The 18,684-nt window shown below is 72.8% G+C and carries 16 protein-coding genes; 10 read left to right on the top strand and 6 right to left on the bottom strand.

Annotated elements, in window-relative coordinates; all coding sequences use genetic code 11:
• Window positions 1–32: 32 nt before the first annotated feature.
• Window positions 33–1,502: a sodium:solute symporter gene (locus tag ACWDAS_RS02880; protein ID WP_450386834.1), complete on the bottom strand. Its 1,470-nt coding sequence runs from the start codon at window positions 1,500–1,502 to the stop codon at window positions 33–35.
• 128 nt (window positions 1,503–1,630) lie between these two features.
• Between ACWDAS_RS02880 and ACWDAS_RS02875 the strand changes: the two genes are divergently transcribed.
• From ACWDAS_RS02875 to ACWDAS_RS02860, 4 genes are all read left to right on the top strand, one after another.
• On the top strand, window positions 1,631–3,127 hold the full coding sequence (locus ACWDAS_RS02875) for a PucR family transcriptional regulator (RefSeq protein ID WP_450386832.1): 1,497 nt from the start codon (window positions 1,631–1,633) through the stop codon (window positions 3,125–3,127).
• A gap of 117 nt (window positions 3,128–3,244) precedes the next feature.
• Window positions 3,245–4,054 carry a phosphatase gene (locus ACWDAS_RS02870; RefSeq protein ID WP_450386829.1) on the top strand — a complete coding sequence of 270 codons (810 nt, stop codon included), beginning with the start codon at window positions 3,245–3,247 and terminating at the stop codon, window positions 4,052–4,054.
• A gap of 350 nt (window positions 4,055–4,404) precedes the next feature.
• A complete protein-coding gene (locus tag ACWDAS_RS02865) occupies window positions 4,405–5,067 on the top strand; it encodes a response regulator transcription factor (RefSeq protein WP_450386827.1) in 663 nt (220 codons plus the stop codon).
• Window positions 5,064–6,242, top strand: coding sequence for a sensor histidine kinase (locus tag ACWDAS_RS02860; protein ID WP_450386825.1), 1,179 nt, complete (start codon window positions 5,064–5,066; stop codon window positions 6,240–6,242). Before ACWDAS_RS02865 ends, ACWDAS_RS02860 begins: the two co-directional genes overlap by 4 nt.
• A gap of 1 nt (window position 6,243) precedes the next feature.
• On the opposite strand, the gene ACWDAS_RS02855 is transcribed toward ACWDAS_RS02860, so the two are convergent.
• The 3 genes from ACWDAS_RS02855 to ACWDAS_RS02845 are packed head-to-tail and all read right to left on the bottom strand — an operon-like array spanning window position 6,244 to window position 8,976.
• The gene (locus tag ACWDAS_RS02855) at window positions 6,244–7,125 is read right to left on the bottom strand and encodes an acyl-CoA thioesterase (protein ID WP_450386823.1); all 882 of its coding nucleotides are present in this window, start codon (window positions 7,123–7,125) and stop codon (window positions 6,244–6,246) included.
• A gap of 31 nt (window positions 7,126–7,156) precedes the next feature.
• Window positions 7,157–8,314 carry an acyl-CoA dehydrogenase family protein gene (locus ACWDAS_RS02850; RefSeq protein ID WP_450386820.1) on the bottom strand — a complete coding sequence of 386 codons (1,158 nt, stop codon included), beginning with the start codon at window positions 8,312–8,314 and terminating at the stop codon, window positions 7,157–7,159.
• Window positions 8,315–8,352: 38 nt separating this feature from the next.
• Window positions 8,353–8,976 carry an SACE_7040 family transcriptional regulator gene (locus ACWDAS_RS02845; protein WP_450386818.1) on the bottom strand — a complete coding sequence of 208 codons (624 nt, stop codon included), beginning with the start codon at window positions 8,974–8,976 and terminating at the stop codon, window positions 8,353–8,355.
• 141 nt (window positions 8,977–9,117) lie between these two features.
• Between ACWDAS_RS02845 and ACWDAS_RS02840 the strand changes: the two genes are divergently transcribed.
• From ACWDAS_RS02840 to glmS, 6 genes are all read left to right on the top strand, one after another.
• The gene (locus ACWDAS_RS02840) at window positions 9,118–10,746 is read left to right on the top strand and encodes a carboxyl transferase domain-containing protein (RefSeq protein ID WP_450386816.1); all 1,629 of its coding nucleotides are present in this window, start codon (window positions 9,118–9,120) and stop codon (window positions 10,744–10,746) included.
• A gap of 31 nt (window positions 10,747–10,777) precedes the next feature.
• The gene (locus ACWDAS_RS02835) at window positions 10,778–12,778 is read left to right on the top strand and encodes an acetyl/propionyl/methylcrotonyl-CoA carboxylase subunit alpha (protein ID WP_450387276.1); all 2,001 of its coding nucleotides are present in this window, start codon (window positions 10,778–10,780) and stop codon (window positions 12,776–12,778) included.
• A complete protein-coding gene (locus ACWDAS_RS02830; protein WP_450386815.1) occupies window positions 12,778–13,731 on the top strand; it encodes a hydroxymethylglutaryl-CoA lyase in 954 nt (317 codons plus the stop codon). Before ACWDAS_RS02835 ends, ACWDAS_RS02830 begins: the two co-directional genes overlap by 1 nt.
• Before the next feature lie 7 nt (window positions 13,732–13,738).
• Window positions 13,739–14,905, top strand: coding sequence for an acyl-CoA dehydrogenase family protein (locus ACWDAS_RS02825; RefSeq protein ID WP_450386814.1), 1,167 nt, complete (start codon window positions 13,739–13,741; stop codon window positions 14,903–14,905).
• A gap of 73 nt (window positions 14,906–14,978) precedes the next feature.
• Window positions 14,979–15,254 (top strand): hypothetical protein, encoded by a 276-nt coding sequence (locus ACWDAS_RS02820; protein ID WP_450386812.1) that lies wholly within the window; start codon window positions 14,979–14,981, stop codon window positions 15,252–15,254.
• A 44-nt stretch (window positions 15,255–15,298) separates the two neighbouring features.
• Window positions 15,299–17,113: a glutamine--fructose-6-phosphate transaminase (isomerizing) gene (glmS, locus tag ACWDAS_RS02815; RefSeq protein ID WP_450386810.1), complete on the top strand. Its 1,815-nt coding sequence runs from the start codon at window positions 15,299–15,301 to the stop codon at window positions 17,111–17,113.
• Window positions 17,114–17,187: 74 nt separating this feature from the next.
• Here glmS and ACWDAS_RS02810 read toward each other — a convergent pair whose 3' ends face one another.
• The gene (locus ACWDAS_RS02810) at window positions 17,188–17,784 is read right to left on the bottom strand and encodes an acetate uptake transporter (RefSeq protein WP_450386809.1); all 597 of its coding nucleotides are present in this window, start codon (window positions 17,782–17,784) and stop codon (window positions 17,188–17,190) included.
• 107 nt (window positions 17,785–17,891) lie between these two features.
• Window positions 17,892–18,413: a universal stress protein gene (locus ACWDAS_RS02805; protein WP_450386807.1), complete on the bottom strand. Its 522-nt coding sequence runs from the start codon at window positions 18,411–18,413 to the stop codon at window positions 17,892–17,894.
• Between the last annotated feature and the right edge of the window lie 271 nt (window positions 18,414–18,684).

Genomic DNA, 18,684 nt, shown 5'->3' with positions numbered 1-18,684 from the left:
ACGCTTCGTTGCGCTCTGCTCGCTTTGTGACTTTATCCGACCGGAACGGTCTGCTCGGCGGCCGGGACGGGGGTCCGTCCGGCCAGCCGCTCGCGCCAGGCCGCCAGGACGGCGGCGTCGGTCGGCTTGGTGGCGAGGCTCACCGCGACATAGGCGACGAGGGAGGCCAGCAGGCCGTAGTAGACCGGCTCGTTGGCCAGGATGCCCTTCCAGGCCATCAGACCGACGACGGCCACCCCGCCGACGACGACCGAGGACAGGGCGCCCGCGGCGGTGCCGCGCTTCCAGAGCAGACCGCCGAGGATCGGCACCAGCAGTCCGCCGACCAGCAGGTTGTACGCCACGGTCAGCGCCTCGACGACGTTGTTCAGCGCGATGGCGGTGACGATCACCACGACGCCCATGACCAGGATGAAGACCCGGTTTCCCGCCACCTCGTCGTGCGCGTCCCCGCCGTCCCGCTTGCGGGCGACCGCGCCGCGCAGCCGGGACCAGATGTCGTTGTTGGCGACGGTGGCACAGGCGATCAGCGCGCCGGACGAGGTGGACATCACCGCGGAGAGCGCGGCGGCCAGCACCAGGCCGCGCACACCCACCGGCAGCGCGTCCTTCACGATGGTGGCGAAGGCGTCGTCGGCCGCGGGCAGGTTGGGGTAGAGCACCTTGGCGGCGGTGCCGATGACGGCGCCGGCGATCGCGTAGACCAGGCAGTAGACACCGGCGACGGTGCCGCCGAGCTTGGCGATCCTGTCGCTGCGGGCGGTGAACACGCGCTGCCAGATGTCCTGGCCGATGAGCATGCCGAAGGTGTAGACCAGCACATAGGTGAAGATCGTCTGGCCGCCGATGCCCAGGGGCGCGAAGTACTCGGTCGGCAGCTGCTCCTTCATCTCCGCGAAGCCACCCGCCTTGACCACCGCGATCGGCAGCAGCAGGACCAGCACACCCAGGGTCTTGACCACGAACTGCACCATGTCGGTGAGCGTGATCGACCACATGCCGCCCAGCGTGGAGTACGCGACCACGACCGCGCCGCCCAGGATGATCGCCAGGGTGCGGTCCAGGCCGAACAGGACGTCGAAGATCGTCGCGTACGCGATGGTGGAGGTGACCGCGAGCATCAGGGTGTACGCCCACATGACGACGCCGGAGATGACGCCGGCCGAGCCGCCGTAGCGCAGGTCGAGCATCTCGGAGACGGTGTAGACCCTCAGGCGGGCGATGCGCGCCGAGAAGAAGATGCTCAGCGCCAGCAGGCCGAGGCCGATGGTGAAGACCATCCAGGCGCCCGACAGGCCGTACTGGTACCCGAGGCCGACACCGCCGATGGTGGACGCGCCGCCGAGGACGATGGCGGCCATGGTGCCCGAGTACATCGACGGGCCCAGCCGGCGGCCGGCGACCAGGAACTCGCTCTTGGACTTGGCGCGGCGCATGCCCCACCAGCCCACGGCGAGCATGCCGGCCAGATAGCCGATGATCACGGCGTAGTCGACGGCCATGAGCCCTCCTCCATCGGTTGCGCGGGCGACGCCGCTGTCTTTCCTCTGCGGTGACGATAGGTGGCCGGGAAGGAGCGCTGAAGTGTACGTTTCCTCCACTGGAACCGGTCCGTATGGAGGGAACGCACATGACGCCCCCACGTCAGGACCTGGCGCCGCCGACGCCGCCGATCCCGCTCGCCACCCTGCTGGCCCTGCCCGACCTGGGGTTGCGCCAGGTCGCCGGGCCGTCGGCGGCCGAGGAGGACATCCGCGTCCAGTGGGTGCACACCAGCGAGATGGAGGACCCCTTCCCCTATCTCCTCGGCGGGGAGCTGCTGCTCACCGCCGGGGTGCACTTCGCGTCGGCGGCGGGGGCCGGGGCCTACCTGGACCGCTATGTGGCCCGTACCGCCGAGGCGGGGGCGGCGGCCCTCGGTTTCGGCCTCGCCCCGGTGCACGACGAGACCCCGCGCGCGCTCATCGCCGCCTGCGACCGCTACGGGCTGCCGCTGGTGGAGGTGCCGCCGCGGACGCCCTTCACCGCCGTCGCCCGGGCGGTCTGGCAGGCCATGGGCGAGGCCCGGGTCCGGGAGCTGCGGCACGTCACCGAGGCCCAGCAGGCCCTCGCCTCGGCCGCCGCGCGCCCCGATCCCGTGCCCGCGGTACTGCGCAGGCTGGCGCAGCGCCTGGGCGCGTGGGCCGCGCTGATCGCGCCGGACGGCTCCGAGGTGTACGCGGCGGGCACCGCCCCGGACACGGAGGCGCGGGCGGCGGCGGCCCGGCTCGCGCGGGTCGTCCGCCCGGCGCCGGACGCGCACGCGCCTTCGTCGGCCACCGACACGCACGCCGGGGCGCGCCTGTCGGCGTACGCCCTCGCGGGCGGGGCCCCGAGCGAGCGGCCGGCGCTCGTGCTGGCCGCGGGCCGCCCCGATCCCGGCGACCACGCGATCGCCAATGTCGCCGCCGTCCTGCTCTCCCTGCTCACCGGACCGCACCTGGGCAGCGCGGAGGCGGGCCGTTCGGCGGCGCTGGTGCGGCTGCTGCTGGGCGCGCGGCCGGAGGAGGTCGCCGCGCTGCTGGGGCCGGAGTCACAGTGGGTGGTCGTCCACGCCCGCAGGCGCGGCGGTGCCGCCGAGCCGCTGGCGGCCGCCGCCCTCGGCACGGCACTGGGCACCGCGCTCCTCGAACGGGGCGACGATGTCGTACGCCTGCTGCTGCCGGCCGGGCGCGAGGTCGCCGCCCGGCCGGGATGGACCCTCGGGGTGAGCGGCCCGGTGGCGGTGGCCGCGCTGGTCACCGGCGACGGTCAGGCGGCGGGCGCGCTGCGCCGGGCGATCGCCACCCGTGTGCCGCTGGTGACCCACCGCGGAGCGGGCCCCGGCATGACCGGACTGGTCGCCCCGGACGACGCCCGGGCCAGGGCGGGGGAACTGCTGGCGCCGGTGGCGGACTCGCCCGCCCTGGTGGAGACGCTGCGCACCTGGATCGGCCTGCACGGCAGCTGGGACCGGACGGCCGTCGCCCTGGAGGTGCACCGCAACACCGTGCGCCAGCGGATCGGGCGGGCGGCGGCGCTGCTGGAGGCGGACCTGGACGACCCGGACGTGCGCATGGAGCTGTGGTTCGCGCTGCGCTGGCTGTAGGCCCTCGCGGAATCCTGCGGAATCCCGTCGGGGCAGGCCCTCTGACGCCCCCGGCAGGAGGTAACGGACCGGCGTCGATCGGTCGCCGCCCGCACGCACGTCCGACCGCACGCGACAATGGGGGGCATGCTGCCCCACGTCACCGTGCCGTCCCGCCAGGCCCTCGCCGACCACCTCGTACGCACGCGCATCGCGGGCGACGTCGCCACTCCCCGTGAGAACAACCGCTCCCACTACGGCAGACTCGCCGGGGGCGACCGTCACTACTGGTTCGGCCTGGAGCTCGAAGACCGCTGGACGGACGAGGAGGCGGTGCTGGCGGTCATGGCCGAGCGGTGCGGCGTCGTGGCCGACCCCGGCCACCGCTACGGGCAGGACACCATCGATCCCGAGCTGACGATCAGCGCCCTGGAACGGGCGGCCCGGATGCTCTGCAAGGCCGTGGAGGGCGGGCAGCGGGTGCTCTTCGCCACCGGCCACCCCGGGGGCCTGCTGGACGTCCACCGCACCCTGGCCGCGGCCGTGCGGGCCGCCGGGTGCGAGATCGTCACGGTCCCCGGCGGGCTCTCCACCGAGGAGGGCGGCGTCTTCCAGTTCTGCGACGTGGCCATGCTGGAGCGCGGCGCGACGCTGTGGCACACCCACTCCCCCGCGCCGATGGCGGCGGTCCTCGACGCCCTGGCCGCGCACGACCGGCCGCTGCCCGACCTGGTCGTCGCCGACCACGGCTGGGCGGGATGCGCCGGGCAGCGCGGCATCGACACGATCGGCTTCGCGGACTGCAACGACCCGGCGCTCTTCCTCGCCGAGGCGGAGGGGACGGTCTCGGTGACCGTGCCGCTCGACGACCACGTCACCGACCCGAGGTTCTACGACCCGATGACGGCCTACCTCCTGGACGCGGCGGGCCTGACCGGCCCCGCATGACGGGAAGGCCACGCCCCGAGGGGGCGTGGCCGGTTGCTCCCGCCGGGCCCCGGGCCGCCGTTGGACCGCGTCCCGGGGCCCGATGTCGACAGGCCGGGGCACCGGCCCCCGCCCTTGGTCCGCGACATGAGAACCCCCGTTCCCCGTGGGCCCCCGTTTCCCCCGTTGGCCCCCGTTGTTCCCCCGTCGACCGGCGGGCACGGCCGCCCGGACATGCGACCCGGCGGTGTGCTCGTTACGATCGCCGTCGATTCTGCCGGTCCGGCGCCGCCGGGGGATCACCCCCGGGATGGACATCGCAGTCCACCCTCGGGTGGAGTGCCGGGCCGTACGGAGAAAGGCGCGGGAGCGTGATACGGGTAGTAATCGTCGACGACGAGGCACTGGTCAGGACCGCCCTGCGGCGCATCCTGGAGTCCGCCGGCGACATCAAGGTGGTCACGGACTGCGACAGCCGCGCGGCCCTCCCCGCCATCCGCGCGCAGGCGCCCGACCTCGTGCTGCTGGACACCGTGATGCCGGAGCCCGACGGGCTGACCGTGCTGCGGGCCGTACGGGCGCTGCCCGACCCGCCCGCCGTGGCGATGCTCACCGGATTCGACACCAGCGCCCACATCACCGCCGCCATGCGCGCGGGCGCGACCGGATTCCTGCTCAAGGACACCGCGGTCGCCACCCTCATCGACGCCGTACGCGTTCTCGCGTCCGGCGGGACGGTCTTCACCCCGACCGTCAGCCGTGCCGTGGTCGACGGCTACCTGGGCACGGCCGACGCCCGTGAGGCGGACCCGGCCGGGACGGCGCTCCGCCGGCTGACCGGACGCGAGCGCGAGGTGCTGCTGCTGGTGGCCGGGGGCCTGTCGAACCTGGAGATCGCCGAGCGGCTGCACATCACCGTGGCCACGGTGAAGGACCACGTCCGCGCGCTGCTGCGCAAGCTCGACGCGCCGAACCGGGTGTCGCTGGCGATCACGGCGCACCGGGCCGGGCTCGTGCCGGAGAGCGCGGCATGAGACTCCCCCGGGCCGCCGTCGACGGGTGCCTGGTCGCCGTCGCGGCGACCGAGGCCTGGGCGACCCGTTCCCTGGGCGGGCCCTTCGCGCTGACGGCGGCCTATGCGGCCGCCGGCGCCCTGGCCTTCCGCCGCAGGCTGCCGCTGACGGTGCTCCTGGCGACGCTGCCGGCCCTGTCGCTGGGCTACGTCTGGCTGGCGCCCATGGCGGCGCTCTACACGGTCGCAGCGGACGGCGGCGCCCTGACCGCGGCCCGCGTCCGGCGGGTGGTGCGGCGGACGCCGCGCCCGGGCGGGCGGCGGCTCGCGCCGCACACGGTGGTGACGCTGGGCTGCGCGGCGGCCGTCGCCTTTGTGTCGTTCTTCCCCTGGCCGTGGATCGGCGAGGTGGACTGGGCCCCCGCGGCGACCGTCCTCGCCGTGCTGCTGTCGGCGCTGCTGGCGGTCGCCCCGACGGCGCTGGGGATGCTCACCGCGTCACGCCGTGAACTCGCGGCGCGCCTCGCCGAGCTCGCCGAGAGCCGGGAACGGGAGCGGCGCATGGCCGCGGAGCGCGCCGTGGTGCGGGAGCGCACCCGGCTCGCGCGGGAGATGCACGACACCGTGGCCCACCACATCAGCCTGATCGCCGTGCAGTCCGGCGCGCTGGAGGTGACCGCCCAGGGCGACGAGGCACAGGCGGCGGCCGGCGCCGTGCGCCGGCTCAGCCGGGACGCGCTGGACGAGCTGCGCCACATGGTCGGGCTGCTGCGCATGCCGGTGGCGGTGAGCGACGGCGAGGACGCCGGTCCGGGGCTCGCGGAGCTGCCCACACTGCTGGCCGCGGCCGGGCCGCAGGTGCACGGTGATCTGCGCGCCCTCGACGGGGGCGGCTGCCCGCCGCCGGTGCAGCACGCGGCGTACCGCACCGTGCAGGAGGCCCTGACGAACGTGCGCAAGCACGCGCCCGGCGCACGGACCGAGGTCAGCGTGCGGCTCGCCGCGGACGCGCTGCATGTCGCGGTGCGGAACGGGCCGTGCGGCGGCGTGCACGGCCCGGCGCTGCCGTCCGGCGGTCACGGCATCACCGGGCTGCGGGAGCGCGCCGCGGCGCTGGGCGGCACCCTGGACGCGGGTCCCGAACCGGACGGCGGCTTCCTGGTGCGGGCGACGCTGCCGCTGGGCGCCGCTGGGTGAATCAGGCCCGCGGGACGCGGACCACGCCCTCCTGGATGACGGAGACGGCGAGCCGCCCGTCCTGGGTGTAGATGCGCGCGGTGCCGAGCCCGCGGCCGCCGGAGGCGGACGGGCTCTGCTGGTCGTACAGCAGCCATTCGTCGGCGCGGAACGGACGGTGGAACCACATGGCGTGGTCCAGGCTGGCGCCCACCACGTCGCCGACCGCCCAGCCGCCGCGCCCGTGGGCCAGCAGCACGGAGTCAAGCAGCGTCATGTCCGACACATAGGTGGCGAGGCAGACGTGGAGCAGCGGGTCGTCGGCGAGCTTGCCGTTGGTGCGGAACCACACCTGGGAGCGGGGCTCGCGCGGGCCGTTCTCGGCGGCGAGGAAGGGCGGGGCCTCGGCATAGCGCAGGTCGACGGCGGCGCGGGCCTCCAGCAGGCGGTCCACGACCGAGGGGTCGGGGAACCTGTGCGTGTGCGGCCGCAGCAGTTCCTCGCCCGTGGGCAGGGTCTCCGGGTCCGGCGCGGCGGGCATCGGTTCCTGGTGCTCCAGCCCCTCCTCGTACGTCTGGAAGGAGGCGGACAGGTGGAAGATCGGCTGCCCGTGCTGCACAGCGACCACCCGGCGGGTGGTGAAGGAGCGGCCGTCGCGGATGCGGTCCACCTGGTAGACGATCGGCGCACCCGGGTCCCCCATGCGCAGGAAGTACGCGTGCAGGGAGTGGGCGTCGCGTCCTTCCGGGACCGTGCGCCCCGCCGCGACCAGCGCCTGGGCGGCGACCTGGCCCCCGAAGACGCGGGGGACGACGGCGGGGCGGCTGGCGCCGCGGAAGATGTCCTGCTCGATCTGCTCGAGGTCGAGCAGATCGAGCAGGGACTGGAGTGCGTGGTTGGTCACGTGGCTCTCTCGGGCTCGGCGGACCGCTCGGTCACAGCCCCATCGACTTGGCGATGATCGACTTCATGACCTCGCTGGTGCCGCCGTAGATGCGGTGCACGCGGTTGTCCGCGTACAGGCGGGCGATCGGGTACTCCAGCATGTAGCCGTAGCCGCCGTGCAGCTGGAGGCAGCGGTCGATGACCTTGGCCGCGGTCTCGGTGCAGAAGAGCTTGGCGCGGGCGGCGTCGGCGGCGGTGAAGTCGCCGTGCTCGTGCGCCTCGAGCGCGCGGTCGACGACGGCCTGCATGGCGTCCACGTCCGAGGCGCACTCGGCGAGCACGAACTTGGTGTTCTGGAACTCGGCGACGGCCTTGCCGAAGACCTTGCGGTCGCGCACGTACCGGGTCGCGAAGCGGACGGCGGCGTCGGCCTGGGCGTAGGAGCCCACCGCGATCGCGAGGCGCTCGACCGGCAGGTTGTGGGCGAGGTAGGAGAAGGCCTTGCCCTCCTCGCCGAGCAGGTCCTCGACGGGGACCTTGACGTCGGTGAAGGACAGCTCGGCGGTGTCGGAGGTGCGCAGGCCGATCTTCTCCAGCTTGCGGCCGACCGCGTAGCCCTCGCTCGTGGTGTCGACCGCGAGGATCGACAGGCCGCCGCGGCGGTCCTCCGGGGTGGCCGGCGAGGTCCGGCAGACGACCAGCACGCGGTCGGCGACGACACCGCCGGTGATGAAGGTCTTGGCGCCGTTGAGGACGTAGTGGGTGCCGTCCTCGGAGAGCTTCGCGTTGGTGGTCATGCCGGCCAGGTCCGAGCCGGTGCCGGGCTCGGTCATGGCGATGGCCGTCATCATGTCGCCGCTGACGAAGTCCGGGAGCCAGCGCTTCTTCTGCTCCTCGTTGGCGAACTCGAGGATGTACGGGAGCACCAGGCCGGTGTGCACGCCGCTGCTGCCGAAGCTGACGCCGGCGCGGGCGCACTCCTCGGTCACGACCGCGCTGAACTTCCAGCCCGTGATGCCGGCGCCGCCGTACTCCTCGGGCACCTCGATGCCGAAGATGCCCAGCTCGCCCAGGCGCCGGTAGAAGTCGCGGGGCGGGTGGCCCGACTCCTCCCACTCGGGGTAGACGGGCACGACCTCGTTGGCGATGAAGTCCCGGATCGTCTCCCGGAAGGCCTCGTGGTCCTCGTTGAATACCGTGCGACGCACTTGGCGCCTCCTCTGCACACTGAGCGATAAGCAAGCGCTCAGTAAGTTACTTCCCGGTTGTGCGACCTGTCCAGAGCGGCAAAGGCCCCCAGGGCCAGCCGGTGCAGCAGCACGGCGGTCGCCGCGCGGCCGGGCAGCCCGCCGTGCGGACCGAGGTGCGGGGTGGAGTTCAGCAGGCCGAAGACGGCGTGCACGGCGGCACGGACCTCGGCCTCGGCGGCGTCGGGGTGGACCTCGCGGACGACCGCGACCCACTGCTCGAGGTACTGGCGCTGCAACTGGCGCACGAGCTTGCGGTCGGAGTCGCGCAGCCGGTCCAGCTCGCGGTCGTGGAGGATGATCAGCGCGCGATCGTCCAGGGCGAAGTCGATGTGGCCGCGGACCAGGGCGTCCAGCGCGTCGGCGGGGCCGTCCGCCTCGGCCACGCGCATGCGGCCCGCGGCGTGCAGCCGGCCGCTGATCCCGACCAGCAGCTCGGCGAGCATCGCGTCCTTGCCCGCGAAGTGCCGGTACAGCCCGGGGCCGCTGATGCCGACGGCCGCCCCTATCTCGTCCACGCCGACCCCGTGGAACCCGCGCTCGGCGAAGAGCCGCGCGGCCTCCCTCAGGATCTGGTCGCGCCTTCCGCCGGCCGCCTTCGCCGCCGTTCTCGTGGGCTCCACACCGCACCTTTCCGGGAAGCGTCCGATCTGCGGATGCCCCCCGCTGTCTCATCGTCCTACCATTCTAGACAGCCGTGTTAACGACCGCTAACGTGGTCGACAACACGTTAACGACCGCTAACTCCTCCGGGGGCCCGTGACATGGAAGCACCCGTCCTCGCCAGCGCCGCGGATCCGGCGAGCGAGGCCTACCGCGCCAACGAGAAGGCGCACGCCGAGCTGTCCGCACGGCTGCGCGAGAAGCTCGCCGCGGCCGCGCTGGGCGGCGGCGAGAAGGCCCGCGCCCGGCACACCGCGCGCGGCAAGCTGCTCCCCCGCGACCGCGTGGACGGGCTGCTCGACCCCGGGTCCCCCTTCCTGGAGCTCGCCCCGCTGGCCGCCGACGGGATGTACGACGACCAGGCGCCGGCCGCCGGCGTGGTCGCCGGGATCGGCCGGGTCTCCGGCCGCGAGGTCGTGGTCGTCGCCAACGACGCCACCGTCAAGGGCGGCACGTACTACCCGATGACCGTCAAGAAGCACCTGCGGGCCCAGGAGATCGCCCTGGACAACCGGCTGCCGTGCGTCTACCTCGTCGATTCCGGCGGCGCCTTCCTGCCCCGGCAGGACGAGGTCTTCCCCGACCGCGACCACTTCGGCCGGATCTTCTTCAACCAGGCCACGATGTCCGCGCGCGGCATCCCGCAGATCGCCGCCGTCCTCGGCTCCTGCACGGCGGGCGGCGCCTATGTGCCGGCGATGAGCGACGAGGCGGTCATCGTCCGCGGCCAGGGCACGATCTTCCTCGGCGGCCCGCCGCTGGTGAAGGCCGCCACCGGTGAGGTCGTCACCGCGGAGGAGCTCGGCGGCGGCGAGGTGCACTCCCGTGTCTCCGGAGTCACCGACCACCTGGCCGAGGACGACGCCCACGCGCTGCGCATCGTGCGGAACATCGTGGCGACCCTGCCCGCCCGCGGCGAACTGCCCTGGCCGGTGGGGCCCGTCGAGGAGCCGGCCGTCGACCCCGCCGGTCTCTACGGCGCGGTCCCGGTCGACTCCCGCACCCCCTACGACGTCCGCGAGGTGATCGCCCGCATCGTCGACGGCAGCCGTTTCGCGGAGTTCAAGTCCGAGTACGGCACGACGCTGGTCACCGGCTTCGCCCGCATCCACGGCCACCCGGTGGGGATCGTCGCCAACAACGGCATCCTCTTCTCCGAATCGGCGCAGAAGGGCGCGCACTTCATCGAGCTGTGCGACCAGCGCGGCATCCCGCTGCTCTTCCTGCAGAACATCTCCGGCTTCATGGTGGGCCGTCAGTACGAGGCCGGCGGGATCGCCAAGCACGGCGCCAAGATGGTCACCGCCGTCGCCACGACGCGGGTGCCCAAGCTGACCGTGGTCATCGGCGGCTCCTACGGCGCGGGCAACTACTCGATGTGCGGGCGCGCCTATTCGCCGCGCTTCCTGTGGATGTGGCCCAACGCCAAGATCTCCGTCATGGGCGGCGAGCAGGCGGCCTCCGTGCTGGCCACCGTGAAGCGCGACCAGATCGAGGCGTCCGGTGACACCTGGGCCGCGGAGGACGAGGAGAGCTTCAAGGCCCCCATCCGCGCCCAGTACGAGGAGCAGGGCAGCGCCTACTACGCGACCGCCCGGCTGTGGGACGACGGGGTCATCGACCCGCTGCAGACCCGCCAGGTGCTCGGCCTGGCCCTGACCGCGTGCGCCAACGCGCCCATTCCGCAACGCGATCCGCAGGCGCCCGGCTTCGGCGTCTTCCGGATGTAGGGGGAGCACTGTGATGTCAGCGAAGTCTGCGATGTTCGACACCGTCCTGGTGGCCAACCGCGGCGAGATCGCCGTCCGGGTCATCCGCACCCTGCGGCGGCTCGGGATCCGTTCGGTCGCCGTCTTCAGCGACGCGGACGCCGGCGCCCGTCATGTGCGCGAGGCCGACACCGCCGTGCGCATCGGCCCCGCGGCGGCCGCCGAGAGCTATCTGTCGATCGAGCGGCTGCTGGAGGCGGCCGCCCGCACCGGCGCCCAGGCCGTCCACCCCGGCTACGGCTTCCTCGCCGAGAACGCCGCCTTCGCCCGTGCCTGCGCGGACGCGGGGCCGGCCTTCATCGGTCCGCCCGCCCGGGCCATCGAGCTGATGGGCGACAAGATCCGCGCCAAGGAGACCGTCCGCGAGGCCGGGGTGCCGGTCGTGCCCGGCAGCAGCGGCAGCGGTCTGTCCGACGGGCAACTGACGGCCGCCGCCCTGGAGATCGGCACCCCGGTGCTGCTGAAGCCCTCGGCGGGCGGCGGCGGCAAGGGCATGCGCCTGGTGCGCGACGAGGCCCTGCTCGCCGAGGAGATCGCGGCGGCCCGCCGCGAGGCGCGCGGCTCCTTCGGGGACGACACCCTGCTCGTCGAGCGGTGGATCGACCGGCCCCGGCACATCGAGATCCAGGTCCTGGCCGACGGCCACGGCAACGTGGTCCACCTCGGGGAGCGCGAGTGCTCCCTGCAGCGCCGCCACCAGAAGGTCATCGAGGAAGCCCCCTCGGTCCTGCTGGACGAGGCCACCCGGGCCGCCATGGGCGCCGCCGCCGTGCAGGCGGCGCTGTCCTGCGGCTACGTCGGCGCGGGCACCGTGGAGTTCATCGTCCCCGGCGCCGATCCGTCCGCGTACTGCTTCATGGAGATGAACACCCGGCTGCAGGTCGAGCACCCCGTCACCGAACTGGTCACCGGACTCGACCTGGTGGAGTGGCAGCTGCGGATCGCCGCGGGCGAGCGGCTGTCCTTCGGGCAGGAGGACGTCGCCCTGACCGGGCACGCCGTCGAGGCCCGGATCTGCGCGGAGGTGCCCTCGCGGAACTTCCTGCCCTCGGCGGGCACCGTGCTCGCCCTGGACGAGCCCGCGGGCGAGGGCGTGCGCGTCGACTCCGGGCTGTCGGCCGGCAGCGAGATCGGCACGTCCTACGACCCCATGCTCGCCAAGGTCATCGCGTACGGCCCCGACCGCGCGACCGCGCTGCGCCGGCTGCGGGCCGCCCTGGCCGGCACGACCGTGCTGGGCCTGGAGACCAACACCGGTTTCCTGCGCCGTCTGCTCGCCCACCCGGACGTCGTCTCCGGCGAGATGGACACCGGCCTCATCGACCGGGAGCTCGCGGGGCTCGTGCCCTCCGAGGTGCCCGTCGAGGTGTACGCGGCGGCCGCCCTGCTGCGGCACGCCGCCCTGGAGCCTGGGGCCGCGGGCGGCGGCTGGACGGACCCCTTCTCCGTGCCGAGCGGCTGGCGGCTCGGCGGGGAGCCCGCCTGGACCGACCACTGGCTGCGCATCCCCGGTGTCGAGGCCGTACGGGTCCGGATGCGCGGTGCCGCCGAGGACGCCCAGGTGCGCGTCGGCGACGGCGCGGCGGTGCGGGCCCGGCTGCTCCCCGGGACGGGGCAGCGGATCACCGTCGAGTGGGACGGCGTCACGCACACCTTCGACCACGCCGGCGACTGGCTCGGCAGGGACGGCGACGGCTGGCATCTCCAGCCCTACGACCCGGTCGAGGCGGCGCTGCGCGGCGGGGCCGGCGCGGGCGGGGTGGACACCCTGGCCGCGCCCATGCCGGGCACGGTGACCGTGGTCAAGGTCGCCAAGGGCGACGAGGTCACCGCGGGCCAGAGCCTGCTCGTGGTGGAGGCCATGAAGATGGAGCACGTCATCACCGCCCCGCACGACGGCACCGTCACCGAGATCGACGTGACCCCGGGCAGCACCGTCGCCATGGACCAGGTGCTCGCCGTGGTCACCCCGCACCAGGAGGAGGCCGAGTGATGGCCGTCGAACGCACTCCCGGGCTGCCCGTGTCCGTGCCGATGGACGGGCTCCCGAGACGGGTGCGCATCCACGAGGTCGGCGCCCGCGACGGGCTGCAGAACGAGAAGACCGCGGTGCCCACCGAGGTCAAGGCGGAGTTCGTGCACCGCCTGGCCGAGGCCGGGCTGACCACGATCGAGGCGACCAGCTTCGTGCACCCCAAGTGGGTGCCGCAGCTCGCCGACGCCGAGCAGCTGATGCCCCTCCTGGACGACCTGGGCGAGGGCGTGCGGCTGCCCGTGCTGGTGCCCAACCAGCGCGGGCTGGAGCGGGCGCTGGCTCTGGGCGTGCGTGAGGTCGCCGTCTTCGGCAGCGCCACCGAGTCCTTCGCCAAGGCCAACCTCAACCGCACGGTCGACGAGTCGCTGGAGATGTTCGCTCCCGTCGTCGCCGCCGCCAAGGAGGCGGGGGCGAGGGTGCGCGGCTATCTGTCGATGTGCTTCGGCGACCCCTGGGAGGGCCCGGTCCCGGTGCCGCAGGTCGCCGCGGTCGCCCGCCGGCTCTACGACCTCGGCTGCGACGAGCTCAGCCTCGGCGACACCATCGGCGTCGCCACCCCCGGCCACGTCGTGGCACTGCTGTCCGCGCTGACCGGCCTGGACGTGCCCGTCGAGCGGCTCGCCGTCCACTTCCACGACACCTACGGCCAGGCGCTGGCCAACACCCTGGCCGCACTCGGGCAGGGCGTGACCGTGGTCGACGCCTCCGCGGGCGGCCTCGGCGGCTGCCCGTACGCCAAGAGCGCCACCGGAAACCTGGCCACCGAAGACCTGGTCTGGATGCTCGACGGCCTCGGCGTAGAGACCGGGGTCGATCTCAGCCGCCTCACCGCCACCAGCGTGTGGATGGCGGAGCAATTGGGCCGACCGAGCCCGTCCCGTACCGTCCGCGCCCTCTCCCACCAGGAGTGACACAGCCATGACGACCGCCCACCGGCTCCCCGCCGAGTACGAGGAACTCCGCCGCACGGTGGAGGAGTTCGCGCACGACGTCGTCGCGCCGAAGATCGGCGAGTTCTACGAGCACGACGAGTTCCCCTACGAGATCATCCGCGAGATGGGCCGCATGGGCCTGTTCGGCCTGCCCTTCCCCGAGGAGTACGGCGGCATGGGCGGCGACTACTTCGCCCTCTGCATCGCCTTGGAGGAGCTCGCCCGGGTGGACTCCTCCGTGGCGATCACCCTGGAGGCGGGGGTCTCGCTCGGCGCCATGCCGGTCTTCCGCTTCGGCACCGAGGAGCAAAAGCGGCAGTGGCTGCCCCAGCTGACCTCCGGCGAGCAGCTGGGCGCCTTCGGGCTGACCGAGCCGGACTGCGGCTCCGACGCCGGCGGCACCCGCACCACGGCCCGCCTCGACGAGGCGACCGGCGAGTGGGTGATCAACGGTACCAAGAGCTTCATCACCAACTCGGGCACCGACATCACCTCGCTGGTCACGGTCACGGCCGTCACCGGCCGCAAGGAGGACGGCCGCCCGGAGATCTCCTCCATCATCGTGCCGTCCGGCACCCCGGGCTTCACGGTGTCGAAGAAGTACAGCAAGGTCGGCTGGAACGCCTCCGACACCCGGGAGCTGTCCTTCTCCGACTGCCGCGTGCCGGCCGCCAATCTGCTCGGCGAGCGGGGCCGGGGCTACGCCCAGTTCCTGCGCATCCTGGACGAGGGCCGGATCGCCATCGCGGCGCTGGCCACCGGCCTCGCGCAGGGCTGTGTGGACGAGTCGGTGGCGTACGCCAAGGAGCGCACCGCCTTCGGCCGCCCGATCGGCGGCAACCAGGCGATCGCCTTCAAGCTCGCCGACATGGAGATGCGCGCCCACACCGCCCGGCTGGCCTGGCGGGACGCGGCGGCCCGGCTGGTCGCCGGCGAACCGTTCAAGAAGGAGGCGGCGATGGCCAAGCTCTACTCCTCGGAGATCGCGGTCACCAACGCCCGCGAGGCCACCCAGGTGCACGGCGGCTACGGCTTCATGAACGAGTACCCGGTCGCCCGCATGTGGCGGGACTCCAAGATCCTGGAGATCGGCGAGGGCACCAGCGAGGTGCAGCGCATGCTGATCGCGCGCGAGCTCGGCCTTCCGGCGTAGTTTTCGCCACTCCTCTGCCCGATATCGGGCAGGAATCTTGCGATCGGCCTCCTCCTTCCCTCAGTATCGACCGGTGCTCGAACGCCGGACGACGCATGACGACCTCGTCGACCACCTGGTGCGGACCACGCCGCTGCAACGCGGTGAGGCCGGCCGGGTGGTCCTCGACGTCCTGGCGTACTTCGACGAGACGGCCGAGGACTTCGTGCGGCGCCGCCACCGCGAACTGCAGGCCAAGGGTCTGCAGAACGCGGAGATCTTCGAACAGATCACGGCCGAGCTGCCGCACCGGGCGGTGGCCCCGCCCGGGTACTCCCTGCGGCAGCTGCGCCGCATCGTCTACGGCTGACCAGCGAGACCGGGCCGCCTCGTGCGACCGGGAGGGACGGAAACATGTGTGGAATCGTCGGATACATCGGGAAGCGTGATGTCGCCCCGCTGCTGCTGGAGGGCCTGCAGCGGCTGGAGTACCGCGGCTACGACTCCGCGGGTGTCGTGATCTCCGGCAAATCCGGGGGGCTCAAGGCCGTCAAGGCCAAGGGCCGGGTCCGCGAGCTGGAGGCGCGGATCCCCAAGCGCTTCGGCGGCACCACCGGCATAGCCCACACCCGCTGGGCCACCCACGGCGCCCCGAGCGACGAGAACGCGCATCCGCACCTCGACACCGAGGGCAAGGTCGCCGTCGTCCACAACGGCATCGTCGACAACGCCTCCGAGCTGCGCGCCAAGCTGGAGGCCGACGGCGTGGTCTTCGCCTCCGAGACCGACACCGAGGTCATCACCCACCTCGTCGCCCGCTCCCAGGCCGAGTCCCTGGAGGAGAAGGTCCGCGAAGCGCTGAAGGCCATCGAGGGCACGTACGGCATCGCCGTCATGCACGCCGACTTCCCCGACCGGATCGTCGTCGCCCGCAACGGCTCGCCGGTGGTCCTCGGCATCGGCGAGAAGGAGATGTTCGTCGCCTCCGACGTCGCCGCGCTGATCTCCCACACCCGCCAGGTCGTCACCCTCGACGACGGCGAGATGGCCACCCTGAAGGCCGACGACTTCCGCACGTACACGACCTCGGGCACCCGCACCACCGCCACCCCCGAGACCGTGGAGTGGGAGGCCGCCTCCTACGACATGGGCGGCCACGACACATACATGCACAAGGAGATCTGCGAGCAGCCCGACGCGGTCGACCGCGTGCTGCGCGGCCGGATCGACGACAAGTTCTCCACCGTGCACCTGGGCGGTCTGAACCTCGACGCCCGTGAGGCCCGCGGCATCCGCCGCGTGAAGATCCTCGGCTGCGGCACCTCCTACCACGCCGGTCTGATCGGCGCCTCGCTGATCGAGGGTCTGGCCCGTATCCCGGCCGACTCCGAGCCGGCCTCCGAGTTCCGCTACCGCAACCCGGTCGTGGACCCCGACACCCTCTACATCGCCGTCTCGCAGTCCGGAGAGACGTACGACGTGCTGGCGGCGGTGCAGGAGCTCAAGCGCAAGGGCGCCCGCGTCCTCGGCGTGGTGAACGTGGTGGGTTCCGCGATCGCCCGGGAGACCGACGGCGGCGTCTACGTGCACGCCGGCCCGGAGGTCTGTGTCGTCTCCACCAAGTGCTTCACCAACACCGTCGTCGCCTTCGCGCTGCTCGCCCTGCACCTGGGCCGCATCCGCGACCTGTCGGTGGCCGACGGCAAGCGGATCATCGAGGGCCTGCGCGCGCTGCCCGAGCAGATCCAGGAGATCCTCGCGCAGGAGGAGGACATCAAGAAGCTGGCGGCCGAATACGCGGAAGCCAAGTCGATGATGTTCATCGGCCGGGTGCGCGGCTACCCGGTCGCCCTGGAGGCCTCCCTGAAGCTGAAGGAGATCTCCTACATCCACGCCGAGGCGTACCCGGCCTCCGAGCTCAAGCACGGCCCGCTGGCCCTGATCGAGCCCGCGATGCCGACGGTCGCGATCGTCCCGAACGACTCGCTGCTGGAGAAGAACCGCGCCGCGATGGAGGAGATCAAGGCCCGCAGCGGCCGGATCCTGGCGGTCGCACACCAGGAGCAGGAGAAGGCCGACCACACGATCGTCGTCCCGAAGAACGAGGACGAGCTCGACCCCATCCTGATGGGCATCCCGCTCCAGCTGCTGGCGTACCACACGGCGCTGGCACTGGGCCGGGACATCGACAAGCCGCGCAACCTCGCGAAGTCCGTGACGGTCGAGTAGCCGACGGACCCGGCACGCACGAGGCCCCCCGCGCCCTTCGGCGCGGGGGGCCTCGCTGCCACCTCCCCGGGTGATCAGGCCGCGTGCCCGCGGTGCGGCATGGCCAGCCGCCAGCCGTCGGCGAGGGCGCGCCGCCCCCACGTGGCGTTGGTGAGCAGTGCCGTCCCGCCGTACCAGGCGACCGCACCGGCCGCGAGGCCGATCCAGCCGGCCACCTTGCCGAGGCCGCTGTTGGAGGCGAGGGTCGCGATGCCGAACAGGGCCGTGGACACCGTCAGCAGCCCGAAGGCCGCCTGCGCCACGCCGCCCATCTGCCACGCGGCCATCGTCAGGCTGAGCGCCAGGAGCGCCCACAGGAGCATGAACAGCCCGGTGACCTCCTTGCTCGCACTGGCGCCGGACGCCGCCGACCAGGTCAGCCAGAAGGCGCCCAGTGCGGCGAAGGCGGTGCCGGTGAAGCCGTTGCCGCCGTAGAACTCCCACATGCCGGCGACGAATTGCGTGACGCCGCCGACGACGAGCGCGAGCCCCGCGGCGTCCGCCGCCGCGGTGTTGTCGAATACGCCGGTGCTGAACAGCCCGAAGGCGATCAGCGTCAGGCCGAGTGACAGATATCCCAGAGCCGTCGCGCCGGCTCCTGTGGTGCGTGCCGTGGAGACGTCGTTGTCCACCGCGGGCCCCCTTCGTGTACGAGGGAAGAAACTGCTGGTGAGATACCCTTCACAAGGGCACAAGCAATCCCGCGGAGCCGGAATTTAAGGCGGCGTGCACCGAATCGTTATGGAATGACCACGACAGGCCGCTGAGCGCGCCGGGCGAGCCGTCCGGCGACCGACCCGAAGATCTTGCCGATGATCCCGTGCGTCCCACCGACCACGATGGCGTCGGCCTCGTACTCCCGGCCGACCTCCTCCAGCTCGTGGCAGATGTCGCCGCCGCGCTCCACCAGGATCCACGGCACCTCCGACAGATGGTCGGCGCAGGCGAGTTCCAGGCCGAGCACCTCGGTGCGGTGGTCGGGGACGTCGACGAAGACCGGCGGCTCGCAGCCGGCCCACACGGTCGCCGGGAGCCGGTTGGCCACGTGCACGATGATCAGCGCGGAACCGGACCGGCGTGCCATGCCGATGGCGTACGCGAGGGCACGCTCGCTGGACACGGAGCCGTCGAAACCGACGACCACGCCGTGCCGGAACGCGGGATCACAGGAAGTGCGCGGCTCGCAGTCCGCCTCCGGCACCGCCGCCGATTCGGCGAGCGGCTTTCCGTCGGCGGGCTCGGGGAGCTCGTAACCGGCCATGATGCGGATTCTCGGCGAGGTCGGCGCCGGGGGCGCCGAGTGGGCGGACAACAACAGTGCGGGGGCCGCGGGACCGGCCTGATTTCGACCGGTAAGGGGCTGCCCTTCCCGCTGACTCCAGAGTACGGCGACTCAAGGCCCCTGCACAGATGCACAGGCGCCCTCACAGCGTCCCCCTACCCCGGGGTTTCCAGGAGAATGCCGGAGCCGGCCACCGAGCGCAACGCCTCGTCGCCAATCGGACAAGTCACCCCGCTCCCGGCCGTCTCCA

This window comes from Streptomyces sp. NPDC001070, assembly GCF_053598835.1.
The sequence above is the reverse complement of the archived record's forward strand: the minus strand, read 5'-3'. Positions and strand labels throughout refer to the sequence as shown.

What these genes read in the sequence shown, in the direction of transcription:
- ACWDAS_RS02825 (WP_450386814.1), top strand. Translation starts at nt 13,739, where the DNA reads ATGACGACCGCCCACCGGCTCCCCGCCGAGTACGAGGAACTCCGCCGC.
- ACWDAS_RS02880 (WP_450386834.1), bottom strand. Translation starts at nt 1,502, where the DNA reads ATGGCCGTCGACTACGCCGTGATCATCGGCTATCTGGCCGGCATGCTC.
- ACWDAS_RS02870 (WP_450386829.1), top strand. Translation starts at nt 3,245, where the DNA reads ATGGGGGGCATGCTGCCCCACGTCACCGTGCCGTCCCGCCAGGCCCTC.
- glmS (WP_450386810.1), top strand. Translation starts at nt 15,299, where the DNA reads ATGTGTGGAATCGTCGGATACATCGGGAAGCGTGATGTCGCCCCGCTG.
- ACWDAS_RS02860 (WP_450386825.1), top strand. Translation starts at nt 5,064, where the DNA reads ATGAGACTCCCCCGGGCCGCCGTCGACGGGTGCCTGGTCGCCGTCGCG.
- ACWDAS_RS02840 (WP_450386816.1), top strand. Translation starts at nt 9,118, where the DNA reads ATGGAAGCACCCGTCCTCGCCAGCGCCGCGGATCCGGCGAGCGAGGCC.
- ACWDAS_RS02875 (WP_450386832.1), top strand. Translation starts at nt 1,631, where the DNA reads ATGACGCCCCCACGTCAGGACCTGGCGCCGCCGACGCCGCCGATCCCG.
- ACWDAS_RS02805 (WP_450386807.1), bottom strand. Translation starts at nt 18,413, where the DNA reads ATGGCCGGTTACGAGCTCCCCGAGCCCGCCGACGGAAAGCCGCTCGCC.
- ACWDAS_RS02830 (WP_450386815.1), top strand. Translation starts at nt 12,778, where the DNA reads ATGGCCGTCGAACGCACTCCCGGGCTGCCCGTGTCCGTGCCGATGGAC.
- ACWDAS_RS02835 (WP_450387276.1), top strand. Translation starts at nt 10,778, where the DNA reads ATGTTCGACACCGTCCTGGTGGCCAACCGCGGCGAGATCGCCGTCCGG.